This window comes from Ahrensia marina (assembly GCF_001293565.1).
In the GTDB taxonomy this organism is placed as follows: domain Bacteria; phylum Pseudomonadota; class Alphaproteobacteria; order Rhizobiales; family Rhizobiaceae; genus Ahrensia; species Ahrensia marina.
Genome location: NZ_JXMU01000017.1, coordinates 67,770 through 89,955 on the forward strand (window position 1 = coordinate 67,770; position 22,186 = coordinate 89,955).

Annotated in this window: 24 protein-coding genes and 1 pseudogene; 9 read left to right on the forward strand and 16 right to left on the reverse strand. The window is 52.2% G+C overall.

The window, feature by feature from the left end; genetic code table 11:
* Window positions 1-109: 109 nt before the first annotated feature.
* From SU32_RS12155 to SU32_RS12190, 7 genes and pseudogenes are all read right to left on the reverse strand, one after another.
* Window positions 110-497: pseudogene (locus SU32_RS12155) on the reverse strand (VOC family protein).
* Window positions 494-1,636, reverse strand: a complete 1,143-nt coding sequence (gene zapE, locus SU32_RS12160; protein WP_053999645.1) for a cell division protein ZapE — start codon at window positions 1,634-1,636, stop codon at window positions 494-496. The pseudogene SU32_RS12155 and the gene zapE overlap by 4 nt, the downstream one beginning before the upstream one ends.
* A gap of 72 nt (window positions 1,637-1,708) precedes the next feature.
* Window positions 1,709-2,284, reverse strand: a complete 576-nt coding sequence (locus SU32_RS12165; RefSeq protein WP_245625530.1) for a protease inhibitor Inh/omp19 family protein — start codon at window positions 2,282-2,284, stop codon at window positions 1,709-1,711.
* 223 nt (window positions 2,285-2,507) lie between these two features.
* Complete coding sequence (rpsP, locus tag SU32_RS12170; protein WP_053999647.1) at window positions 2,508-2,936, reverse strand: 30S ribosomal protein S16; 429 nt, start codon at window positions 2,934-2,936, stop codon at window positions 2,508-2,510.
* A 42-nt stretch (window positions 2,937-2,978) separates the two neighbouring features.
* Window positions 2,979-4,538: a signal recognition particle protein gene (ffh, locus tag SU32_RS12175; RefSeq protein ID WP_053999648.1), complete on the reverse strand. Its 1,560-nt coding sequence runs from the start codon at window positions 4,536-4,538 to the stop codon at window positions 2,979-2,981.
* A gap of 383 nt (window positions 4,539-4,921) precedes the next feature.
* Complete coding sequence (locus tag SU32_RS12185) at window positions 4,922-5,896, reverse strand: alpha/beta hydrolase family protein (RefSeq protein ID WP_053999650.1); 975 nt, start codon at window positions 5,894-5,896, stop codon at window positions 4,922-4,924.
* A gap of 212 nt (window positions 5,897-6,108) precedes the next feature.
* Window positions 6,109-6,657 carry a TetR/AcrR family transcriptional regulator gene (locus SU32_RS12190; RefSeq protein ID WP_245625531.1) on the reverse strand — a complete coding sequence of 183 codons (549 nt, stop codon included), beginning with the start codon at window positions 6,655-6,657 and terminating at the stop codon, window positions 6,109-6,111.
* A gap of 203 nt (window positions 6,658-6,860) precedes the next feature.
* Between SU32_RS12190 and SU32_RS12195 the strand changes: the two genes are divergently transcribed.
* Window positions 6,861-7,415, forward strand: coding sequence for a carboxymuconolactone decarboxylase family protein (locus SU32_RS12195; protein ID WP_053999651.1), 555 nt, complete (start codon window positions 6,861-6,863; stop codon window positions 7,413-7,415).
* A 54-nt stretch (window positions 7,416-7,469) separates the two neighbouring features.
* On the opposite strand, the gene SU32_RS12200 is transcribed toward SU32_RS12195, so the two are convergent.
* Window positions 7,470-8,303 carry a LysR family transcriptional regulator gene (locus tag SU32_RS12200; RefSeq protein WP_053999652.1) on the reverse strand — a complete coding sequence of 278 codons (834 nt, stop codon included), beginning with the start codon at window positions 8,301-8,303 and terminating at the stop codon, window positions 7,470-7,472.
* Window positions 8,304-8,397: 94 nt separating this feature from the next.
* On the opposite strand from SU32_RS12200, the gene SU32_RS12205 reads away from it, so the two are divergent.
* Together SU32_RS12205 and SU32_RS12210 are read left to right on the forward strand one after the other, a co-directional pair.
* Window positions 8,398-9,303 carry an MBL fold metallo-hydrolase gene (locus SU32_RS12205; protein ID WP_053999653.1) on the forward strand — a complete coding sequence of 302 codons (906 nt, stop codon included), beginning with the start codon at window positions 8,398-8,400 and terminating at the stop codon, window positions 9,301-9,303.
* 186 nt (window positions 9,304-9,489) lie between these two features.
* Window positions 9,490-10,086, forward strand: a complete 597-nt coding sequence (locus tag SU32_RS12210) for a HupE/UreJ family protein (protein ID WP_053999654.1) — start codon at window positions 9,490-9,492, stop codon at window positions 10,084-10,086.
* Between the two features lie 95 nt (window positions 10,087-10,181).
* Here SU32_RS12210 and SU32_RS12215 read toward each other — a convergent pair whose 3' ends face one another.
* On the reverse strand, window positions 10,182-10,826 hold the full coding sequence (locus tag SU32_RS12215) for a carbonic anhydrase (RefSeq protein WP_053999675.1): 645 nt from the start codon (window positions 10,824-10,826) through the stop codon (window positions 10,182-10,184).
* 157 nt (window positions 10,827-10,983) lie between these two features.
* Here SU32_RS12215 and SU32_RS17125 point away from each other — a divergent pair, with 157 nt between their 5' ends.
* Together SU32_RS17125 and dapF are read left to right on the forward strand one after the other, a co-directional pair.
* Window positions 10,984-11,145 carry a DUF1328 family protein gene (locus SU32_RS17125; protein WP_082376697.1) on the forward strand — a complete coding sequence of 54 codons (162 nt, stop codon included), beginning with the start codon at window positions 10,984-10,986 and terminating at the stop codon, window positions 11,143-11,145.
* A gap of 122 nt (window positions 11,146-11,267) precedes the next feature.
* Window positions 11,268-12,146, forward strand: a complete 879-nt coding sequence (dapF, locus tag SU32_RS12220) for a diaminopimelate epimerase (protein WP_053999655.1) — start codon at window positions 11,268-11,270, stop codon at window positions 12,144-12,146.
* On the opposite strand, the gene SU32_RS12225 is transcribed toward dapF, so the two are convergent.
* Entirely contained in the window at window positions 12,147-12,752 is a 606-nt protein-coding gene (locus SU32_RS12225; RefSeq protein ID WP_053999656.1) for an SH3 domain-containing protein, read from the reverse strand. It abuts the gene before it with no gap.
* A gap of 147 nt (window positions 12,753-12,899) precedes the next feature.
* On the opposite strand from SU32_RS12225, the gene mtaB reads away from it, so the two are divergent.
* Genes mtaB through SU32_RS12245 form a run of 4 tightly spaced genes read left to right on the forward strand, consistent with a single transcriptional unit; the run spans window position 12,900 to window position 17,394 of the window.
* Entirely contained in the window at window positions 12,900-14,192 is a 1,293-nt protein-coding gene (gene mtaB / locus SU32_RS12230) for a tRNA (N(6)-L-threonylcarbamoyladenosine(37)-C(2))-methylthiotransferase MtaB (protein ID WP_053999657.1), read from the forward strand.
* Between the two features lie 11 nt (window positions 14,193-14,203).
* Window positions 14,204-15,610 carry a signal recognition particle-docking protein FtsY gene (ftsY, locus tag SU32_RS12235; RefSeq protein WP_053999658.1) on the forward strand — a complete coding sequence of 469 codons (1,407 nt, stop codon included), beginning with the start codon at window positions 14,204-14,206 and terminating at the stop codon, window positions 15,608-15,610.
* Window positions 15,611-16,264, forward strand: a complete 654-nt coding sequence (locus SU32_RS12240; RefSeq protein WP_053999659.1) for a septation protein A — start codon at window positions 15,611-15,613, stop codon at window positions 16,262-16,264.
* Window positions 16,264-17,394 (forward strand): glycerate kinase type-2 family protein, encoded by a 1,131-nt coding sequence (locus tag SU32_RS12245; RefSeq protein WP_211097760.1) that lies wholly within the window; start codon window positions 16,264-16,266, stop codon window positions 17,392-17,394. Before SU32_RS12240 ends, SU32_RS12245 begins: the two co-directional genes overlap by 1 nt.
* A 10-nt stretch (window positions 17,395-17,404) precedes the next feature.
* Here SU32_RS12245 and SU32_RS12250 read toward each other — a convergent pair whose 3' ends face one another.
* The 6 genes from SU32_RS12250 to SU32_RS12270 form a co-directional block, all read right to left on the reverse strand.
* Window positions 17,405-17,995, reverse strand: coding sequence for a DsbE family thiol:disulfide interchange protein (locus SU32_RS12250; protein ID WP_053999660.1), 591 nt, complete (start codon window positions 17,993-17,995; stop codon window positions 17,405-17,407).
* A gap of 3 nt (window positions 17,996-17,998) precedes the next feature.
* Entirely contained in the window at window positions 17,999-18,169 is a 171-nt protein-coding gene (ccmD, locus tag SU32_RS17130) for a heme exporter protein CcmD (protein ID WP_082376699.1), read from the reverse strand.
* Window positions 18,170-18,172: 3 nt separating this feature from the next.
* Window positions 18,173-18,958, reverse strand: a complete 786-nt coding sequence (locus SU32_RS12255; RefSeq protein WP_053999661.1) for a heme ABC transporter permease — start codon at window positions 18,956-18,958, stop codon at window positions 18,173-18,175.
* A 181-nt stretch (window positions 18,959-19,139) separates the two neighbouring features.
* Window positions 19,140-20,174 (reverse strand): quaternary amine ABC transporter ATP-binding protein, encoded by a 1,035-nt coding sequence (locus SU32_RS12260; protein ID WP_053999662.1) that lies wholly within the window; start codon window positions 20,172-20,174, stop codon window positions 19,140-19,142.
* 4 nt (window positions 20,175-20,178) lie between these two features.
* Window positions 20,179-21,060, reverse strand: coding sequence for an ABC transporter permease (locus SU32_RS12265; protein ID WP_053999663.1), 882 nt, complete (start codon window positions 21,058-21,060; stop codon window positions 20,179-20,181).
* 75 nt (window positions 21,061-21,135) lie between these two features.
* Entirely contained in the window at window positions 21,136-22,131 is a 996-nt protein-coding gene (locus tag SU32_RS12270; protein ID WP_053999664.1) for an ABC transporter substrate-binding protein, read from the reverse strand.
* Between the last annotated feature and the right edge of the window lie 55 nt (window positions 22,132-22,186).

The window sequence follows — 22,186 nt, forward strand, 5'->3', positions numbered from 1 at the left end:
ATCAACCGAAAAGTGAGAAATCAGTATTTTCAATCGTTTAGATATTGCGGGAATTACGTAAACGTCAATCAAAATGACAAATCAAGGCGTCAAATCACCCGCTGGAATGTCAAATCGGTTGGATAAGATCCCATAAATTGCCAAAAGGATCGCGAAATACAACAACATGGCCGTAGCTCTCATGGCGCGGCTCTTCCGTGAAGGTCACACCAGCCGTTTTCATGGCTTCATAGGTCTCTTTAAAGTCATCTGTTTGAAGAAAAAAATGACACCCGGCCACCATTTTGATTGCCAACGGCTGCAATCTGCGCCGGACCGTCAGCCTGCGCGATCAGCAGCGCTGTTTGTGCCCCTTTGGGCGCGACTTTCACCCAGCGTTTTGTCTCGCTCAATTTTGTGTCTTCAAGCAAATCAAAACCCAGCACACCGACATAAAAATCAATGGCTTGATCATAATCGGGAACAGTCAGCGTGACCGCAGCAATAAACGAGCTCACGCGCGTCCCTCCATCCAATTATCCGAACGCATTTCGATCAGCCGCGATGCCGTGCGGTCAAATTCAAAGCCTTCCGTACCGGATTTTGAACTATAAAGCTCGGTCGGCTCCGCCTCGGCAGACATCACAAGCTTGGTGTGCGTGTCATAGAGCGTGTCAATTAATGTAATAAAGCGCTTGGCCTCATTGCGCTTGGTGACATCCATAACCGGAACATGATCGATAAACAACGTATGATAGGCCCTTGCGATCGTCATGTAATCGCGCGCGCCCAGCGGATTGGCGCATAAATCATTAAAGGTGAACCGCGCAGCGCCAAGGCCTGCTTGCGGTACTTTCACTTTCCGGCCCTTCACTTCCAGCGTCATGGGACGCGGCTCTGGTCCGGCGATGGACTGCCACAAATCATCCATGCCCGCCTCGGACACAGCGTTGACCGGCGAGAAATAGCGCTCTGACAGCGCAAGCTTGGACAGTCTGTAATCCTGTTCGGCATCCAGACTTGTCACATCGGTATGGCGTTTCAAGACATCGATAAAAGGCGTAAACAGACTTCGGTTCAAACCGTTTTTATAAAGTGCGTCCGGCACCACGTTCGAGGTCGCCACCAGCACGACATTCTGCTCGAACAGGGTTGTGAAAAGCCGCGACAGGATCATCGCATCGGCAATATCGGTCACCGTGAATTCATCGAAACATAGCACTTTGGCTTCTTCAGCAATATCGCGCGCGACCGGCGTAATGGGGTCAGTATCCTTGACCTTGCCCGCTTTGACCTGCTCGCGATAGATGCCGATGCGATCATGCACATCAGCCATAAAATCATTGAAATGCGCGCGGCGCTTTTTCTTCTCAGGACAGGCTTGGAAAAAGAAATCCATCAGCATGGTTTTGCCGCGCCCGACAGATCCGTGAATATAAAGCCCGCGCACGACATTTTTCTTCGGCGCTTTTTTGGCAAAGAGCCAACCGAGCGAAGAGGAAGAAACGGCCAGACGCGCCGCGCCGATGCGGGCGTTCAAATCATCGAGCTTGTCGGCCAAACCATGCTGCGCGGCGTCATCTGAAATTATGCCATCGGCAACAAACTCATTGTAACGCGCGCGCACCGAATCGCCCGGCAGGATACGTTCAGGCATGGTTCAGCGTCCAATTTAGCGCAAATGCAGGAAAAATAGGCACCTGTTTCCGCTCCCGATTGCGTCAGAGTGTTAGCGTGACAGGCTGATTGCGCTGCCGCCGCTTGTCTGTCCGTTATATTGGGTAGGGCCGGACTGGAACAGGGTTGCAACCTGATTGCCGTTGGTATCGCTCAAGACAACCTTGTTGCCCGAAACATTCCATGCGGACACGGATGCCGCATCACCCGGACAACCGCGTGAAGCAGCGCGGAAACCACCGGTCCATTTGGTCAAAGCCATAAACATCTGGCAGCTGGAGCCGCCGGTAGAAACCTTCCATGCACCAACCAGCGCTTCTTTGGTCACAGGCGCATTGGTTGAAACATTCTGAATGCTGGACTGGCTGTCTGCGCTGGCTACATCTGTGCCATTTGGATTGGCCTCATTTTCAGGGGCTGTCGGAAAATTGCCATTTGGCTGCTGGTTACCCGGCTGCACCGGCGGCGGCAATTGATTGCTTGTCACAGTGCCCGACGGCGCCGGTGTCAGCGGTGCAGGTTGTGATTGCGTTTGCAAAGCGCCTATGCGCGAACTCTGGCAGCCTGCCAGTGCAACACCTGCAACCAGCAAAACCGTGATCGGCTTAATGGATGAAATCCCCATCATATAACTCCAAATTGGCAATAAAATTACCTGTCCCGTTTCCACTACATACCGTCATAAAATGGCGAAACAAGGAAATTCGCAACGAATGTACCCGATTTGACGGCGCGCAGCGCTCATTTGCACTGTTTGTGCGCTTAATGTGCAACGCTTGTGTTAACGAAATGGAAATAAAAAAACGGGGCATCGCTGCCCCGTTCTCTTAAAACTCGTTGTAAGCGAAAGCTTATTCTTCGCTTGCCGCTTCTTCTTCAGCCGGTGCTGCTGCTTCTTCAGCCGCCGCAGCTTTTGCCGCTTCTTCAGCTTCTTTTCTATCAAGTTCTTTTTGCTCTTTTTCAGCAATACGTTCCTGAGCAGCTTTACCCGGCTTTGCTTTGTTCGGGTTGTTGCGGGCTTCGCGTGTTGCAAGACCGGCTTCAGCCATAAAGCGCAAAACGCGATCTGTAGGCACAGCGCCGTTTTCAACCCAGTGCTTAATGCGCTCTTCGTTCAATTCCACGCGCGGCTTGTCGCCATCTTTCGGCAACATTGGATCCCATTTACCAACACGCTCAATGAAACGGCCGTCGCGCGGTGCACGAACGTCGGCAATAACAACATGGTAGTAAGGGCGCTTTTTTGAACCAGCACGCGCAAGACGAATTTTAGTAGCCATTTAAATTTTCCTTATTTGTATTCTTTAAAGTTTGATTGTTGGTTATTTCTTTTTCGGCAGGCCCGGCAAACCGCCGCCGCCCAAACCGGGTAATTTTCCACTACCGCCGCCAAGGCCCGGCAGTTTTGGTCCGCCAGCACCGCCAAGACCCATTTGCTCGGCCTGCTTTTGCAGTTTTTCGATGTCTTTCTGGCTCATATTGGAAAGGTCGGGCATACCGCCCGGCATTCCGCCGCCCATGCCCGGCATACCCATTTTACCAGCAAGACCGCCCATCATCTTGCCCATCATGCCGCCGCCTTTTTTGCCCTTCATGGATTTCATCATGTCGGCCATCTGGCGGTGCATTTTCAAAAGCTTGTTGATGTCGGCAGCGCTTGTGCCGGAACCGGCGGCAATGCGTTTCTTGCGGCTGTGTTTTAAAATATCAGGGCGCGCGCGCTCATGCTTGGTCATGGAACCGATGATTGCAAGCTGGCGGTTAAAGATGCCGTCATCCATACCGGCAGCCGCCATTTGGTCTTTCATCTTGCCCATGCCCGGCATCATTCCCATGATACCGCCCATGCCGCCCATTTTTTTCATCTGATGCAATTGATCGGCAAGATCGTTCATATCGAACTTGCCTTCCTGCATCTTCTTGGCCATCTGGGCCGCTTTTTCCTGATCGATATTTTCGGCGGCTTTTTCAACCAGCGATACAATATCGCCCATGCCCAAAATTCGGTCGGCAATACGCTTGGGATGGAATTCTTCCATCTCGTCCATGCGCTCGCCGGTACCGATAAGCTTGATCGGCTTGCCGGTAACAGCACGCATGGATAGCGCCGCACCGCCGCGCCCGTCACCGTCCATACGGGTCAGCACAAGACCGGTAATGCCCACGCGCTCGTCAAAGCTCTTGGCAAGATTAACCGCATCCTGACCGGTCAGTGAATCAGCAACAAGCAGAATTTCGTGCGGGTCCGCATGTTTGCGAATATCCGCCATTTCGGTCATCAGCGGCTCGTCAATATGGGTGCGGCCTGCTGTATCCAGAATAACAACATCATGACCGCCAAGCTTGCCCGCCTGTACCGCACGTTTGGCGATATCGGTTGGTGACTGGCCTTCAATGATCGGCAATGACGCCACATCCACCTGCTCGCCAAGCTGGCGAAGCTGCTCTTGGGCTGCCGGACGGCGCGTATCGAGCGAGGCCATCAGGACTTTTTTCTTGTCGCGGCCGCTCAGGCGTTTGGCAATTTTGGCAGTGGTTGTTGTTTTACCCGAGCCTTGCAAACCAACCATCATAATGACGACCGGTGACGGGGCGTTCAGGTCGATTGTTTCGCCTTCGCTGCCCAGCATTTCGACCAGCTCATCATGAACGATCTTGACGACCATCTGACCCGGCTTGACCGATTTGAGAACATCGACGCCAACCGCTTTTTCACGCACTCGGTCGGTAAAATCACGCACCACTTCAAGCGCCACATCCGCTTCAATCAGCGCACGGCGAATTTCACGCAGCGCTGCTGCCACATCCTTGTCGGAGAGCGCGCCGCGGCCTGTGAGGCCGGAAAAGATCGAACCTAAGCGGTCCTGAAGTGAATCAAACATATTTGTTCCTGCTCTTCATTTCACACCATGTGAAACCAAGATAAGCATTTCGCAGTTCATTTCCAAATTGATGAAAACAATCTGCGCCTTTTGTTCTGTCACGTTTCCGGGCGGCGAACCGGTGTCCACTTCGCCTGAAACGTTTGCAAAATTCTTAAACCCGCGCACATAGCCAAAAAGCACCCGAGGGCGCATCGCGCTGTCGGGTGTTGACCTCCGGCATCATAAGGATTTTACGCACCGGTCAGTGGCTCGGCGTTAAAAATATCGCTGAACAGCCGCGCTTATGACCAAGAAGTGCGGCAGAGTCAAGGCTTGAGGTCCACCGCCAAGAAATCAAGCCTACCGTAAGCGCAAGCGATGGCCTGCGCTCATTATTCTGCCTATTTGTGACCGCTCAGAAACATATTGATGGAATCGGCAATGGCTGCATGGGCTTTCATGCGCCTTTCCTGCGATTGTCCGCAGATTGCAGAATTACCGCCATCTTCCTCCAGAATTTTCGGACCGGCCGCCGTGCATAGCGCAAATCCGTCAAAAATACTGGCTTCATCAACAACAGTTTCTTGCGTTGTCAAACCGTCACTGCCCTGATCAGCCCCGCCATCTTCACCCAGATGAAGAACCAGTTTTGGTGTTTCGCCGGTCACCGTGTCTTGCGCGAACACATCCATATATTCAGGCACAATCGCAATGGCGCTGCTAAAACGCGCATCAAAACGGCTTTTTGCCAGTTGAGCCTGATCAACTCTATCCAATGTCACATTTTGCGCAGCATACCACCCGCAATCCGGTCCGCTTTGAGTGTCGCAAGCACGAAGAAAACGCTCGACATCAAATGAAGCACCCGCAACTGCAAGCGAAGCCGTACCACCCAGCGCGTAACCGACAGCCTCTATAGCTTTCCGGTCTATGCTTGCGGCCCATTTTTCATCGTTCAGCAACCCGTCCAGTGCCACGCTGAAATCATTGGCGCGTTGCCATATCTCGTTGACACCGGCACCTGCATTGGCGGGTCTTGGTCCGTTTATCTCCGCAACGATAAAACCGGACTGTGCCAATGCTGCAGCCAGCCATGCACCGGAGTTCTGGGCAGACCGCAGCCCGCCATGCGACAGGATCACTAAGGGAAACTGACCATCTTTGACCGCTGCGTCCTGCGAACCCTCTGCCCCTTTAAAGACAGCATTGCCGCCAATTTCTTGCGCGTTTCCTTCTGCTGCCGGATACCAGATGGACAGTTCCAATGGACGGCCACCCTCTGCGGCGGTTTTCAACTGGGCAAATCCTGGCTGCTCACCTGCAAAAGTGGGAAAAATGAGCGTCAAAAACAAAATAGCGGACAGAAAATACTTCACGAAAGGGCTCCTTGATTGCCAGATGCGTATGAACCGAACTCATTAAAAATGCCATAGGCACACAACAAATAACGGCATCATCCAGATGGGGATTACCAATCATCGTTTATCAATTTATGACGTGTTTGAATGGACCGATGTCCACGTTTGAGCATTATCGCCAACTCCTGCATTATGAGCGACAAGCTGGTGCCAATCATGGCACCGGACACTTATTGCAGGCGCTGCGCCAAAAGATTATCGGCAACTTCATTGGCCGACGCTTCAAGCTCGTGAGGCTTCAATCCGCGATGCGCCTCGATTCTAAGCGCGGTTAGATCAGACTGATATCGTCTTGCCAGCCGCTGCACGTCCGCGTTTTGCGGCAACTCTCCGGCTTTGACAGCGCGGGCGAAAACAGCCGCCATCTCGCTTTCCATCAAATCAAGATAGGTTGTGACTTTCTTGGTGATGGCTGCATCATCCTGCGTTGCATTGAGCAATGTTTTGACCAGCATACACGCCTGGCCCTTTGGGTTGCTTTGCTCCGAGCGCCCGAAGCGGCGCAGGAATTTGGCCAATGCCAACAATGGCGATTCTTCAGATTCCATCATCGAAACGAACTCAGCGCGGTTGCGCTCGAAATACCGTTCCAGCACAAGCCCGAACAGATTTTCCTTGCTCAAAAAAGCTGCATAAATACTGCCGGGTTTCATTTGAAGCGCCGTTTCAAGATCTTTCAGCGACGTCGCATGATAACCCTTCTCCCAAAAAAGGGTCATGGCTGCTTCCAAAGCAACATCTCTGTCATAGGGGCGGGCGCGTTTCATCATAAACTCTAAATAGGATATTTTTTTCTCAATGTCTTGTGCCTATAGACAGCTCCGATCACATTTGAGTGATTGCTCAAATTTAATATTGAGTGATCACTCAAACAATACTACCTGATTGTCACCCCGAAAGGGCCAGCTAACAGGAGAAAAGAATGACTGATTTTACACTACATGATGAAACGTCTGCACCAGAAGAAAGCCAGCCCCTGCTTCAAAAATCAAAAAGCGCATATGGCATGGTCCCGGGGCTTCATGCAGTGATGGCCGAATCTCCAGGTCTCTTGGAAGCCTATCAGCGTGTGCATGAGCTTTTTGCGAATTCAAGCTTCAATGCCGACGAACTGACAGTCGTCTGGCAGACAATCAATGTTGAAAACGAATGTCATTACTGTGTGCCGGCGCATACCGGTATCGCCAAAAACATGGGCGTTGATGACGCAATCACAGAAGCTTTGAGAAACGAAACACCTTTGCCGACCGAAAAACTGGAAGCGCTGCGCGACTTCACGCTTTCGGTGGTGCGTGACCGCGGCAATGTTGCGGACGCCAAGGTTCAGGCATTTCTTGATGCAGGCTATACCAAGCGCAATATTCTCGAAGTCATTCTGGGCTATTCGCAAAAAATAATGTCAAATTACACCAATCATCTTGCGAACACACCCGTCGACAAGGCTTTTGAAAAGTTTGAATGGCACAAAGCTGGCTAAGCCGGTGGCGGTCCGGCGCAAAGCCGGACCGCTCATGTCTCCCCTGAAACAATCCTACTTTTGAGCATTGCTCTTTGTGAATGCGCCAATGAGAAAATCCTTGAACAGCTGAATGCGCTTGGTCTGGTGGTATTTGTCATGATAAACGAGGAAAAGAGGCAGCGGCGCCTGAGGGCCGTCCGGCCCCTCGCCTTCCTCCAATAAACCCGCCTTGATGGCTTCTTCACAAATCGTACGGGGAAGATATGCGCGCGCTTGCCCGGTTTTAACAAAAGCAAGTGTCAATTCAAAAGACCCAGTCGCAAGCCCTTCCTGCCTATTGATCCCGCCGGATGCTTTCGCGACAGGCCGGAGAATTGGCAATTCTTCATCATCGATCCGTCCCGCTGGACCAACGAAAATAATATCAGTGTCCGTCAGATGACGGGCAATTAGACTGTCACCGCCAGGCGCGCGGCCACGCAAAGCCAGATCAACGCCCTCCTCAATGAAAGAAACGGGCCGATCATCCACAAACACATTGACCGAAATATCGGGATAAAGAGCGCGGAACTCGCCGACAATTTTAGCAAACGGCATTTTCGGAAAGGCGGTCGGAATTGAAATACGAACTTGTCCTGACGCCTCTTGCGCCCCGCCGACCGCTTCGCTGGCAAGGGACAATTCATTCAGCGCTCTACGGCAATGCAATAAAAACTGTTGCCCTTCGGCCGTAAGTGCGACTGTCCGTGTCGAGCGGTCAAGCAACCGCACATTATAGCGCGTCTCAAGCGATTTTACCCGCGTCGTCACTGTCGATGCGGGAACGCCAAGCCGCCGTCCGGCATCTGAAAAGCTCAGGCAATCGGCAACTTCAGCGAAAGTTTCAAGCGACCGCAGATCAACCATTATTTATAAATTCCGTTAAATAAATTCAACATTTCACGGATTATCTGAAGTCTATCTCTGCGCTATGTCAATGCACAAACCAAAGGAGATACCGATGAACAGACGTCATTTACTCAAAATGGGCAGTGCCATTGCTCTAACCTCAACCCTGACACCATCTATGGGAAGCGCAAAAACAACAGCCTCCGATATATCAGTGCGGTGGCTTGGTGCCGCCATGATGGAATTGAACATTGGCGGCTTTCGCATTCTCACAGACCCGTGTTTGGGCGAAGGTAAAAAAGCCTTTCAAATGCCCGACCCCAACGAGATGTTCGATCTGTCAAAAGGTCCAAACATGAAGTTCCATGAGCGGCTGACTGCTTTTCCGGGCATGAAGCTGCCTGATTATGATCTCGTTCTTTTGAGCCATGCACATGAAGATCATTTCGACCAAAAAGCACAAGCATGGCTAAGTAAAAGCCTTCCTTTATTATGCCCGTCACATGATCTTGATGCGTTGACCCAAAAAGGGTTTTCAGCAAGCGCTCTGGCTCACGGTGAAAAGCGCGAATTCACCGTTGCCGATACCAAGGTGTCCATTACCTCAATTCCGGCGATCCATTCTCTCAACCAAGGCATTTCAGATATATTGGGATTGGGTAATGGCTATTGGATTGAGGCGGTGGTCCGCGGAAAAACAACCAATATCTATTGGGCAGGCGACACTTTTTTGGCTGATCCGGTTTGGAACGCGATGCAAAGCCATGCGGCACCCGACTTGTTTATCCCCCACATCGGTGCGGTCGGCATTAATGGAGCTTTGGGCCAGCTATCCATGAACGGGCAACAAGCTCTGGATTTTGCAGCGCGCATTAAAGCCGACAAGGTTCTGCCTGTTCACCATTCAACATATGTACATTATCAGGAGCCGGTCAGCGAAATGATTAAATTACATGATCCGGCGAACGCCCAATATTCCCTGCATGTGCTTGAAGAAGGCTCGGTACTGACGCTTTAGTCAACGCTGGACAATAATCAAATTACCAAATCAGACCACTTCACAAACCCGCTCAACCATTTGAGCGGGTACATAATCACGTCGACAAAATGCGTTTCGAACTTTTCCGCACGGCAAATCTATGAAATACCATAATAGCATGACCCATTCCGGGGTGCTTGAACGACTTAAACAAAGGTTCCTGATATGAAAAAATTGATGCTGATCTGCCTGTCGCTGACACTATTGAGTGCGACACCTGCTTTTGCTCACTTAAACCCCAATGAACACGGATCATTTGCCGCCGGTTTCACACACCCGCTGTTTGGCATGGATCATATTCTGGCAATGGTCGCCGTTGGCCTTTGGGCATGGCAGATCGGCCAAAAAGCACTTTGGGCGGTGCCAACCGCCTTTGTCGGCACGATGGTACTTGGCTTTGTGCTTGCTTTGGGCGGCGCGCAATTACCATTCGTTGAACCGGCAATTCTGGCTTCGGTCGTGGCCCTCGGCCTATTGGTGGCACTGGCTGTTAAACTGCCCGTGTCAGCCGGCGCTGCAATCGTCGGCGTTTTTGCCCTGTTTCACGGCTATGCCCATGGCGGCGAGATCGGCGCGGCAACACAGTTCGGCTATGGCGCCGGATTTGCTATTGCAACAGCACTTCTTCATGGCGCAGGCATTGCTGCCGGTTATGGCCTTAATGCTGTCTTCAAAGACAAAACACGCATCGCCTTGACGGTGACACGCGTGCTCGGCGGCCTGACATTTATTGCCGGTATCGGCCTTATGACTGCCGCTTAAGTCAAATTTCTGGCATGGTCACAAACCCGCTCAAACCCATGAGCGGGTTTGATTTTAAGAGTTACCGTAAATCCAGCTCAATTTCGCGCTGATTATCAGGCAGAAGCCGCATCCTGACGGATGAAATCGCCGGTATCGTCCATCGTCCACAATTCACCGGTCGAAATATCAAACCAGGCACCGTGCACCGTCAGTTTGCCTTCGCTGTGAAGACTGTCCACAAACGGAAAAGTTTTCAGGTTTTTGATCGAGTTGCGGATCGATATGCGTTCCAGCGCAGTCTGGCGCTCCGCATCGGTCATATCGCCATTGGCGCTCACAGCGGCGGCAGTCGGTGCCAGAAGGCTGACCCATTTACCGATAAAATCGCCCGATGAAAGCGGCTCCATATCTTCGGCCAATGCGGCGGAAATACCGCCGCAGCGTCCATGACCCATGATGACAATATGTTTGACCTTCAGGCTTTGAACCGCAAATTCGAGTGCTGCCGATGTGGAGTGGTATTCACCGTCCGGCTCATAAGGCGGGACAAGATTGGCCACATTGCGTACCACAAACATCTCGCCGGGGTCCGCGCCGAAAATCATTTCAGGCGCCGCACGGCTGTCACAGCAGGCGATAATCATTGTATCCGGCTTCTGGCCTTTTTCAGCAAGTTCACGCGCAAGCTTGCGCTGTTCCGGCAACCGGCCGCTTACAAAATTCTGATAACCGTCAATGAGGCGCTGGGGAAAATTCATAGTGTTCAATTCTGATCCGATAATATGGTCTGAAAGTGTAATTGCTGCGCTGTTATAGGACATTCAAATTATGTGAAGCAATCCATTTCACCCTTGTGAGGGAACCCAAATGCGAAATGTGCGTTAATTGTGGCAATCAATATTCAGGGAAGACAATATGATTAAATGGATTCTTATACTTCTTGTTGCCGCCGCCGTGTTTGGTTTACTGGGTTTTGGTCGGCTTTCCGGCGCGGCGCTGACCGGTGCAAAACTGCTTATCGGCATTGTGCTGGTCCTGTTCCTGCTCGCTCTGCTTGGCATAATCGCCATAGCCTAAAGCGCGGCCGGTCGAGCTGGACATCGGTTCACCGGCCGTAAACGCGCTTAAGCAAGACAAAACACTTTAAATTTTATCGGCGTTCGCTCATATAGAGTTCAATCTAATCAGCGGACGCTATCATGGCAGTTGACGTCAATTTTGCGAAAATGAACGGACTCGGCAACAAGATCATTGTTGCCGATATGCGCGGGCGTGAAGATAAAATCACGCCGCAGGCTGCCGTCGAGTTGAATGCACAAACCGACACCGGCTTTGACCAGATCATGGCGATCCATGATCCAAAGTCGGACGGCACCGATGCTTATGTCATGATTTTAAACAATGACGGCTCTGAAGCCGAGGCTTGCGGCAACGGAACGCGCTGCGTTGTCAGCGCGCTTTCCGCCGAAACCGGCCGCACTCAATTCACCTTCGAAACGCTGGGCGGTATTTTAAATGCCGATGAAGGTGAAAACGGCATGGTCTCGGTTGATATGGGCATGCCGCGCTTCCGCTGGGACCAAATCCCGCTGGAAGAGGAATTTGGCGACACAACCGGCATTGAACTGCAAATCGGCCCGATTGATGCGCCGGTACTGCACACGCCTTCGGTTGCCAATATGGGCAATCCCCATGCCGTTTTCTGGGTAAAAAATGATGTCTGGTCCTACGATCTGGACAAATTCGGCCCCTTGCTGGAAAACCATCCGATCTTTCCCCAGCGCGCCAATATTTCAATCGCGCAGGTACAGAGCAATGACCACATCATCATCCGCACATGGGAGCGCGGTGTCGGTTTAACGCAAGCCTGCGGTTCTGCCGCCTGTGCAACGGCTGTGTGCGCTGTGCGTAAAAAGCTGACAGACCGCAATGTCAAAATCACAGTGCCGGGCGGCGATCTGTTTATCCAGTGGCGCGAGGACGGCCATGTCATCATGACCGGCCCTACTGAATGGGAATTTGCCGGTAAGCTTGATGCTGAAACCGGCAAATGGCTGCGGGTCATCGAGGACGCGTAATCACTGCACATCCGCGCAGGCGACCGCGACACCCTCAATCATCCGCCCCTCACTGCAAAGCGTGCCGCCCCACGCATAGCCGCGCAGTCCTTCGCTATATTCTATCAGGAACCACGGATGCCCTTGGTACGGTTGACCTTCATTACGCAGGATCGCAACAGGCTCTTTAAGCGGTAGCTTGTCGATCCGCTTGACATCTACGCTTGGCCCTTCGCGCACAATTGTTTCCAGCGCCATACCAGCAACCCAGCCCTTGTCGCCTGCACCGTCAATATTGGATGCCACCTTTGTAGATTTGCACGCAATACTCTCATCAGTAGCAATGATTTGAATATTTGAATTCAAACCGCTGTCCTGTGATGCTTCGAAAAAGCGTACTTTATTACCGATAAAAAGCGCGCCTCCGCCGCTGGCGGTTTCCAGGTTAAGATATTCATCCTCGCTCTCCGGATAACCCGTCAGCGCATAGCGCTCATCATCAATCGCATAGATAAACTCGTAATTCTCGCCCGCACCTTTACATTCAAAGGCCGGTTGCGGCGATGCGAATGCTCCATATGAAAATACACTGCCCAGACAGATCATGGAAATTGTCAAAAAACGCATTATATCCCTCTCAATTAAGCCCCGAACTACCATGACTGCAAAAGGCTAGGGCTTGCAAGCAGCACGCCTGATTTGCATATCGAAATGATGGCTGGCATACGGTGCGCAACTGCTTCATAAGGCGCTGTAAACTAAACCGCGAAACACATGGCAATTAAAACACTTACATTTGGCTGCCGCCTGAACGCTTATGAGGGCGAGGTGGTTAAGCGCGAGGCCGAAGCCGCAGGGTTGGACCAGCTTGAAGGCGGTGCCGTCATTATCAACACCTGCGCTGTCACCGGCGAAGCTGTGCGACAGGCCAAACAGTCAATCCGCCGTGCCCGCCGCGAACAGCCAGATGCGCGTATCATCGTGACCGGCTGCGCCGCGCAGATCAATCCTGATGATTTCGGCGATATGGACGAGGTCGATCTGGTTATCGGCAATGAGGATAAGCTCAAAGCGTCTTCTTATCGTGCCCTGCCTGAATTTGGCGTCAACCAGTTTGAAAAAGTGCGCGTGAATGACATCTTTGAGGTCACTGAAAACGCGCCGCATATGGTTGATTCAATTGAAGGGCGCACCCGTGCATTTGTTCAGGTGCAAAATGGCTGCGACCATCGCTGCACATTCTGCATCATTCCCTATGGCCGCGGCCAGTCACGCTCCGTGCCCATTGGCGGCATTATCGATCAGGTCACACGGCTGACAGACAATGGCTATTCGGAAATCGTACTCACCGGCGTCGACTTGACGAGCTTCGGGCCGGACTTGCCCGGCAAACCGTCGCTTGGCGTTCTGGTGCAGAAAATTCTGGCGCAAGTGCCCTCGCTTGAGCGTTTGCGTCTGTCATCAATTGATTCCATCGAAGCCGATGAGGCTTTGTTCGATGCCATCGCATCCGAGCAGCGCCTGATGCCGCATTTTCATCTGTCGCTGCAACATGGCGATGATATGATTTTAAAGCGCATGAAACGGCGCCATTTGCGCGAACATTCTATCGAATTTTGCCGGACCGTGCGTGATTTGCGTCCCGATGCGTCCTTTGGCGCGGACATCATTGCCGGTTTTCCAACCGAAACCGAAGCCATGTTCGAAAACGCAATATCCATCATCGATGATTGCGGCCTTGCGCGTGTCCACGCTTTTCCGTTTTCACCGCGCGAAGGCACCCCTGCCGCAAAAATGCCGCAGCTTGACCGCGCTTTGATTAAAGACCGTGCCGCCCGCCTGCGTGCCAAGGCTGCCAGCGCATGGCAGCAGCATTTGGAAAAATTTAACGGCACCGTGCAAACAGTCCTGTTTGAAAAAGACGGTATCGGACGCACGCAGGATTTTACGCCGGTCAGCATTGAAGGATCGCCCGCCCGCGCTGGTGCAATCGCAACAGTTCAGATATTAAACAATGATGGTGAGCGCCTGATCGGGTGCCATGAAGCGCCTGTCGCCGCGCAATAGGAATTAAATGAATGGCATTCGGCTTTATCAAAAAAGTATTTTCCTTCGGCAAGAAGACAGTCGAGGAACAGCCGGCTGAAACAGAAGGCTCTGAAGAAGAGCAAAAACCGGACGAACCGGCTGTAGATCAGGCACCCGACAGCGCTTCAAAAATGCCTGCGGCCATGGTTGAGCCAGAGCCAGAGCCAGAGCCAGAGCCAGAGAAAAATGACTCAAGCGCTGCCGCTGGCAAGCCTGAAACAACAGACAATAAAGCCGCATCCACAGATGATGAGGCATTTGCGCCCGATGGTGTTTTCCAGCCAACGCCGGAGACAGCACCCGAACCTGTACGCGAGGAAGAAACACCGGCACCGGCAAGCAAAGCTGTTGAGCCGCCCATTGATGTTGATGCGCCGCCGCCCACGACCAGCAAATCCGGCAGCGTCACCATTGGCGATGCAAAACCCGCGCCCGCCGAGCCGGACCCCGAACCTGAAAACAAGGGCTGGATTGCCCGTCTGACATCAGGGCTGTCACGCTCTTCCAAACAGCTTACCGATTCCATTTCCGGCATTTTCACCAAGCGCAAGCTTGATGAAGACACATTGCAGGATTTGGAAGATGTGCTTATTCAGGCCGATCTTGGCATTGAAACCGCAATGCGTATTACCGATACGCTTTCTTCCGGCCGCTACGGCAAGGATATTTCCACCGATGAAGTGCGCAAAGTCATGGGCGCGGAAATCACCAATGTGCTTGGCCCTGTTGCCCAGCCTCTAGAGCTTGATCTTTCCCATAAGCCGCATGTTATTTTGGTGGTTGGGGTCAACGGCACCGGCAAGACCACGACCATCGGCAAGCTGGCCGCAAAGCTGCGTGATGCGGGCCTGAAAGTAACCCTGGGTGCGGGCGACACATTCCGCGCCGCCGCCATTGAACAGCTTAAAATCTGGGCGGACAGAACCGGCTCGCAATTTGTCGGCACAAAGCTTGGCGCCGATGCCGCAGGGCTTGCCTATGGTGCCTATGAGACCGCGCGCGACAACGGGTCGGATGTCGTGATCATCGACACCGCAGGACGCCTGCAAAACAAAACCGAACTGATGGACGAACTGGCCAAGATCGTGCGCGTCTTGCAAAAGCATGACCCCGAAGCGCCCCACACCGTGCTGCAAACACTGGATGCGACCACCGGCCAGAACGCACTTTCCCAGGTTGATATTTTCCGCAATGTCGCCGGGGTCAACGGTCTGGTGATGACCAAACTCGACGGTACAGCGCGCGGCGGCATATTGGTCGCGATTGCTGCCAAATTTAAATTACCGGTCTATTTCATCGGCGTTGGCGAGGGCGTTGATGATCTTGAACCGTTCAGCGCCGATGATTTTGCCTCTGCAATTGTCGGCACCGCAAACATGGAAGAAGAAGAAAAATAAATGAAAGAGCTTTCCGAAAGCAAAAAAGAAATCCATCCCGGCCTTAAGCTGGCGCTTGAAATGGGGCCGTTGATCGTTTTCTTTATTGCCAATAGCCGCGCTGAACAACTCGCATCCGCATTTCCTGCACTGGCCGGTCTTGGCGGCCCGCTGTTTGTCGCAACCGCCTTTTTTATGGCCGCGACGGCGTTGGCGCTCATCGCTTCTTGGCTTTTAACACGCGCATTGCCGCTAATGCCTGTCGTATCAGGTGTCGTCATTTTTATTTTCGGCGCGCTAACGCTTTATTTGAACGATGAACTGTTCATCAAATTAAAGCCGACAATCATCAACTCCCTGTTCGGTCTGACATTGATCGGCGGCCTGATTTTTAAAAAGCCACTGCTCAAATATGTGCTCGGCGCTGCTTTTGAACTGGATGAAAAAGGCTGGTATCTTTTGACAATCCGGTGGGCGCTGTTTTTCTTTGGCATGGCGATACTCAATGAAATTATCTGGCGCGGTTCCAATGCCTATTACGGCGAAGGCAAAACGGCCGATGATTTCTGGGTGGCTTTCAAGGTTTGGGGCAACTTTCCCATTACGATTATCTTTATGGCTTTCCAGTTTCCGCTGATAAACCGCCATGCAATCGAAAAGTCTGAAAGCCAGTAATGACAGATAACCCCGCCGCTATGCTGGAAGAACTATGGTGGCAGGGTGTCGACGCCGTGCGCGGTTTCAGTGCGGTGACAGCATCGTTGTCAGATAGCACCATCACGCCGCCCGATATGATTATCGCCGTTGGCAAGGCCGCAGGCGACATGGCACTGGGCGCACGGAAACATTTCGCAACACAAATTCCCACACTTGTTGTGACCAAATATGATCATACACGCGACGAACTTGCCGCGCTTTCCAATTGCGAAATCATCGAAGCGGGCCATCCGGTTCCCGATCAAAATTCCCTGACCGGCGGCGCGCGCGTGCTTGAAGCGGTGCAGAATATGGCGGCGGACCAAAACCTCCTGCTTCTGGTTTCAGGCGGCGCATCGGCACTGGTTGAAGTGCTGGAAGAAGGCCAGACGCTTGATAGTCTCAAAGCGCTCAATAAAGGATTTCTGGCAGACGGTTTGAGCATTGGCGAGATCAATGCCGAACGCCGTAAAATCTCCCGCATTAAGGGCGGGCGCTTGCTTGACGCATTTAAAGGCAAATCTGCCCATGTGATTGCCATTTCCGATGTGGAAGGCGACAGCATTGATGTTATCGCTTCGGGTATCGGCGCTTATCATGGCAGCGGCAACCATATCGAAATCAAAATCGCCGCGTCCAATGCGGTGGCACGCCAAACCATTGAAAAGGCAGCGCAGGACAAAAACATTGACGTTCAGCGCAACGAAGAATGTCTTTACGGCCACGCCGAAGACATAGCACCAAAGCTTTTGGATGAATTTCAAAACGGTCCGGTGGGCCTTTACATTTTTGGCGGCGAGCCGACGGTCGAACTGCCCGACAATCCGGGCCGCGGCGGACGCAATCAGCATTTAGCGCTATTGCTCGCCGATAAAATCAAAACACGTGATGATTTGCATATCCTGATCGCCGGTACCGATGGCACTGACGGGCCGACCGCTGAAGCAGGCGCTATCATTGACGGATCAACCGTGAAAGCCGGTGATGATACGGCGCGCTATCTGAGGACGGCTGATGCGGGCACTTATTTGAACGAACGCGGCGCATCGCTGACAACTGGCCCCACCGGCACCAATGTGATGGATATTGTTCTGGTTTTAAAGACTTAAGGTCCAAACCCTAATTCGCCGCCAGTTTCTCAATCTCCGGCATGAGCTGCTTTTCGATCGCTTCAGGTGTTAGCGGGCCGGTAAATTTGTATTTGATCTTGCCGTCCTGCCCGACAAGGAATGTTTCCGGCACCCCGTAAACGCCCCAGTCAATCGCGGCGCGGCCGGAATCATCCACGCCGATAAAATCATACGGATTTCCCAGACTGCCCAAAAAGCGTAAGGCGTTTTCCGTCTTGTCTTTGTAGTTCAATCCCATCAGTTGCACACGCGGATCGCCTGACAGAGCGCTGAGATAGGGATGTTCCTCGCGGCACGGCGCGCACCATGATGCCCACACATTCACAAGCGTGATATTGCCTGCAAAGACGGCCGGATCAAAACCGGCAATTTGCGCGCCGCCTGCATCTTTAAGCCCTTCGAGCGGCGGCAATATGGTTTGCGGCGCATCGCGGCCGATAAGCGCTGAAGGCAAAGCCGAGACATCACGCCCTTCTTGCGTCAGCATCAAGGCAAAAACACCCGCAAGAATGAAGAACGCAATTGCCGGCACATAGACGGACCATGCCGAACGCGGTTTTTTTTCAACTGTTTCGCTCAAAGCTCACGCCTGCTCATCTTGTGTTTGCGAACGCCTGCGCACGCCCATCTCTTCAAGACGGGCAAGCTCTTTGACCGTCATATTGCGGTCAATCCAGAGCCATAAAACCAGCGCGGTTAAAATCAGCGCGCCAAGCCCGTAACTGGCATAAACAAAAATTTCATGCTCAGACATTTTCTACCCTTCAAGAACCGCTGTTGCCGGTGCTGATGATTTGCCGCGCGCGCCTGCCTTGCGCAGACTTGCCGCGCGGCGCCGCCGCACTTCATTACGCATCGCAGCCATATGCATTGCCAGAAACATAAATGTAAAACCAACCGCAACGACAAGCAAAGGCCAGAGCATTGACGGATGGATCGTTGGCCCGTCGAGACGTATGACCGATGCCGGCTGATGCAATGTGTTCCAGAAATCGACCGAAAACTTGATGATCGGAATATTGATATAGCCGACCAAAACAAGGATGGCGACAGGCCGCGCCGAACGCGCCGGTTCCTCCATCGCCCGTTGCAAGGCCATAATGCCAAAATACATAATCAGCAGCACGAACACCGATGTCAGCCGCGCATCCCAAACCCAATAGGTGCCCCACATCGGACGTCCCCAAAGAGAGCCCGTCGCCAGACATAAAAGCGTGAACGCAGCGCCAATCGGTGCCGCAGCCCGTATCGACACATCGGCCAAAGGATGCCGCCAGATCAAAACGCCAAGCGCCGACAGCGCCATGACCGTATAGGAGAACATCGCAAACCATGCCGCAGGCACATGAAGATACATAATGCGCACGGTAATGCCCTGCTGGTAATCTTCCGGTGCCTGCCAGCCAAGATAAAGCCCCACTCCGGTAAGCAGAGCCGCAAGAAGAGCCAGCCATGGCAACAGCTTGCCTGACAGATCCATAAATCGGGTAGGGTTGGCCAGCGCCGTTAAAGCCCCCACTTTCTTTATGTTTTTATTGTTCATGCCGTTCTCTCACGTTTTGAGCCGTTTTATCCGTGATTTTTAAACGTGGCAATTGAGGCACAATGATGCAGCCCCGACCAGCCTGACAGATTTGCTCTATTGCACGAATAAAGGGCAAAAAAACAAGCGCCGCCTCCTAAAATAGAAGACAGCGCTATATAAGTCACAAAAGCGGCGCGGATTAGACCGTGCTTTCAACTTCCACTTTTTCAACCATGGAATTAACAATGTCATCGAGCGCAATCGCGCCGATCACCTTGTCAGAACTGTCGACCACCTGCGCCTTGGTCACATCCGCTTCCTGCATCTGGCGTGCCGCCTCATCCAGCCTTGTATCACGGTCAAGCTTCATCGTACCCGCATTGGCCAAATCATCCGACATGAGCGAATCGATGCGGAGTACCCGCGCCCGGTTAATATCTTTGACAAAATCTTTGATATAATCGTCAGCCGGATGCAGGATAATGTCCTGCGCATTGCCTTTTTGAACAATGCCGCCATCGCGCAGGATGCAGATATTGTCGCCGATACGCAGCGCTTCATCCAGATCGTGGGTAATGAACACAATCGTCTTTTTAAGTTCCGATTGCAGTTCAAGAAGCACGTCCTGCATGTCTGTACGTATCAGCGGGTCAAGCGCAGAGAAGGCCTCGTCCATCAGCAGGATTTCAGCATCGGTTGCCAGCGCACGAGCCAGACCAACACGCTGCTGCATACCGCCGGAAAGCTGTGACGGATAATTTTCCTCAAACCCGCCAAGCCCCACACGGTCGATCCATTTTTTTGACCGCGCATGACGTTCCGATGCCGAAACACCCTGTACCTCAAGCCCGTATTCAACATTGGACTGCACGGTGCGGTGCGGCAGCAAAGCAAATTTCTGGAACACCATCGATGTTTTATTGGCGCGGAATTTACGCAAATCACCGCGCGACATGCCCAAAACGTCCACACCATCGACAATCACCTCACCGGCCGTTGGCTCGATCAAGCGGTTGATATGGCGGATAAGTGTAGATTTACCTGAACCAGATAAGCCCATCACAACCTGAATACCGCCATCAGGCATATCAATATTAATGTCCTGCAGGCCCAGAACATGACTGTGCTTGTCCTGCAGTTCGGCTTTACCCATTCCTTTTTTAACAAGATCAAGCGCCATCGCCGGATCATCGCCAAAAATCTTGTAGAGGTTTTTAATCTGAATACCACTCATCGGATCAATGCTCCTTTTCACGGTGCGATTGCAACCGCTGGCCATAGGCCTGCGAAGCGCGGTCGATGATAATGGCGAGTATGACGATGGCCATACCGGCAGAAACACCCATAAACAGGAACTGATTGTTAATGGCCTTCAGAACCGGTTGTCCAAGGCCCGGCGCACCCACAAGTGCAGCGACAACAACCATAGCCAGTGCCATCATAATGGTCTGGTTAACACCGGCCATAATGGTTGGTAGCGCGAGCGGAATTTGCACATTGGTAAGCCGCTTCCAGCTTGTCGAACCAAAGGCATCGGCCGCCTCAAGCACTTCCTTGTCCACCAGCCGGATACCCAGATTGGTCAGACGGATAATCGGCGGAATGGCATAGATGATAACAGCGATAATACCGGGCAGTTTGCCGATACCGAACAGCATGATCACAGGGATAAGATAAACAAAGCTCGGCATGGTCTGCATGACGTCGAGGATCGGGTTCATAACGGTCTGCACACGGTCTGACTTTGCCATACCGATTCCCAGCGGAATACCTAAGAGCACAGAACCAAGGGTCGCGGTGGAAATCATCGCGAGCGTTTTCATCGCATCTTCCCACATGCCGAAATAGCCGATCAGCGCCATACCGAAAAATGTGCCCAGCGTAAGCCACGGTCGGCGGCTGGCAAAATAAACGATACCGCTTAAGGCAAGAAGAACGATAATCCACGGCGTATCCAGCAGCAGGTTTTCAAAATGCTTTAGAAACCACTCAACGGGATAAAGCGCGTTTTCAATCGTTTCGCCATATGCCCGTGTAAAGTCGCGAAACCCCTCATCAATTCCTTTGCGCAGGTCGCGCAGTTGCTCTCGTTCCATTTCTGGAAACTCAAACCAATCCATATACCCAGCCCTTGGTTATGTTGATACATACGAAAACGGCGCGAAACTGTCTCGCGCCGTTATAATTAAAGGGTGTTAGCCCTTGATCTTGGCAGCCACTTCAGGGCTTACCCATTGTGACCAAAGATCTTCATAGTTTTCGATGAAATGGATAGCACCGTCTTCATTGGTGCCCTGCTCGTCAGCCATCCATGCAAGAACTTTACCGACTGTGGCATTGTCCCACTGGCGTGATTTCAGGTAATCCATCGCAACAGCATTTTCTTCAGCGAATTCGCTTGTCACAACTGTGAAAACGTCCGAACGGCGCCAGTCATTTGGTTGCGGGTCCGCACAGTCTTCTTTTACGATACATGTGTCCCAAGCTTCTGCGTCATGCTCGACTTCGCGCTCAAGCTTGACCATTTCATATTTGCCCAGAATCGCTGTTGGTGCCCAATAATAGCCGAGCCAGCCTTCTTCGCGCGCAAAAGCTTTGGCAATTGAACCGTCGAGACCGGCAGCAGAGCCCGGATCGACCACTTCAAAGCCTTTTTCTTCAGCGTTGCGGGCTTTGGCCATATTGTTTGTAATCGGCTGACATGCCCAACCTGACGGACATGTGTAGATCGCGCCTTTTTCCTCGTCTTCACCGCCTGGGAAAAGATCTGGACGCGCAAGCGCATCTTCAACAGTTTTAATGTTGTTTTCTTCAGCTAGCTTTTTGGGAACCCACCAGCCTTCTAGGCCGCCTTCGCTCAAAATTTCAGCGGCAACAACCAGCTTGCCTTCTTCGACAGCGTTGTCGAGTGCGATCTTAACAGCGTTCACCCACAATTCCGGTGCAATGTCCGGCTCGCCCTTTTCGTTCATTGACGTAAAGGTCGGCATTGTATCGCCTGTTACAAGCTCGACATCACAGCCATAGCCTTTTTCAAGAATGAGTTTGTCAACCTGTGCGGCCACACCAGCAGATGCCCAATTCATCTCCGCAATTGAAACATCGCCGCACTCACCATCCTGTGCAGATGCTGAACCCGAAAATGCTACAAACGCGGCGCCCGCGAGAAGTGGCAAAAGTGATTTTTTCATTTCAAGAATTCTCCCAATAGGTAATGATACCGGTTAATCCGGCAATCTTCTAATT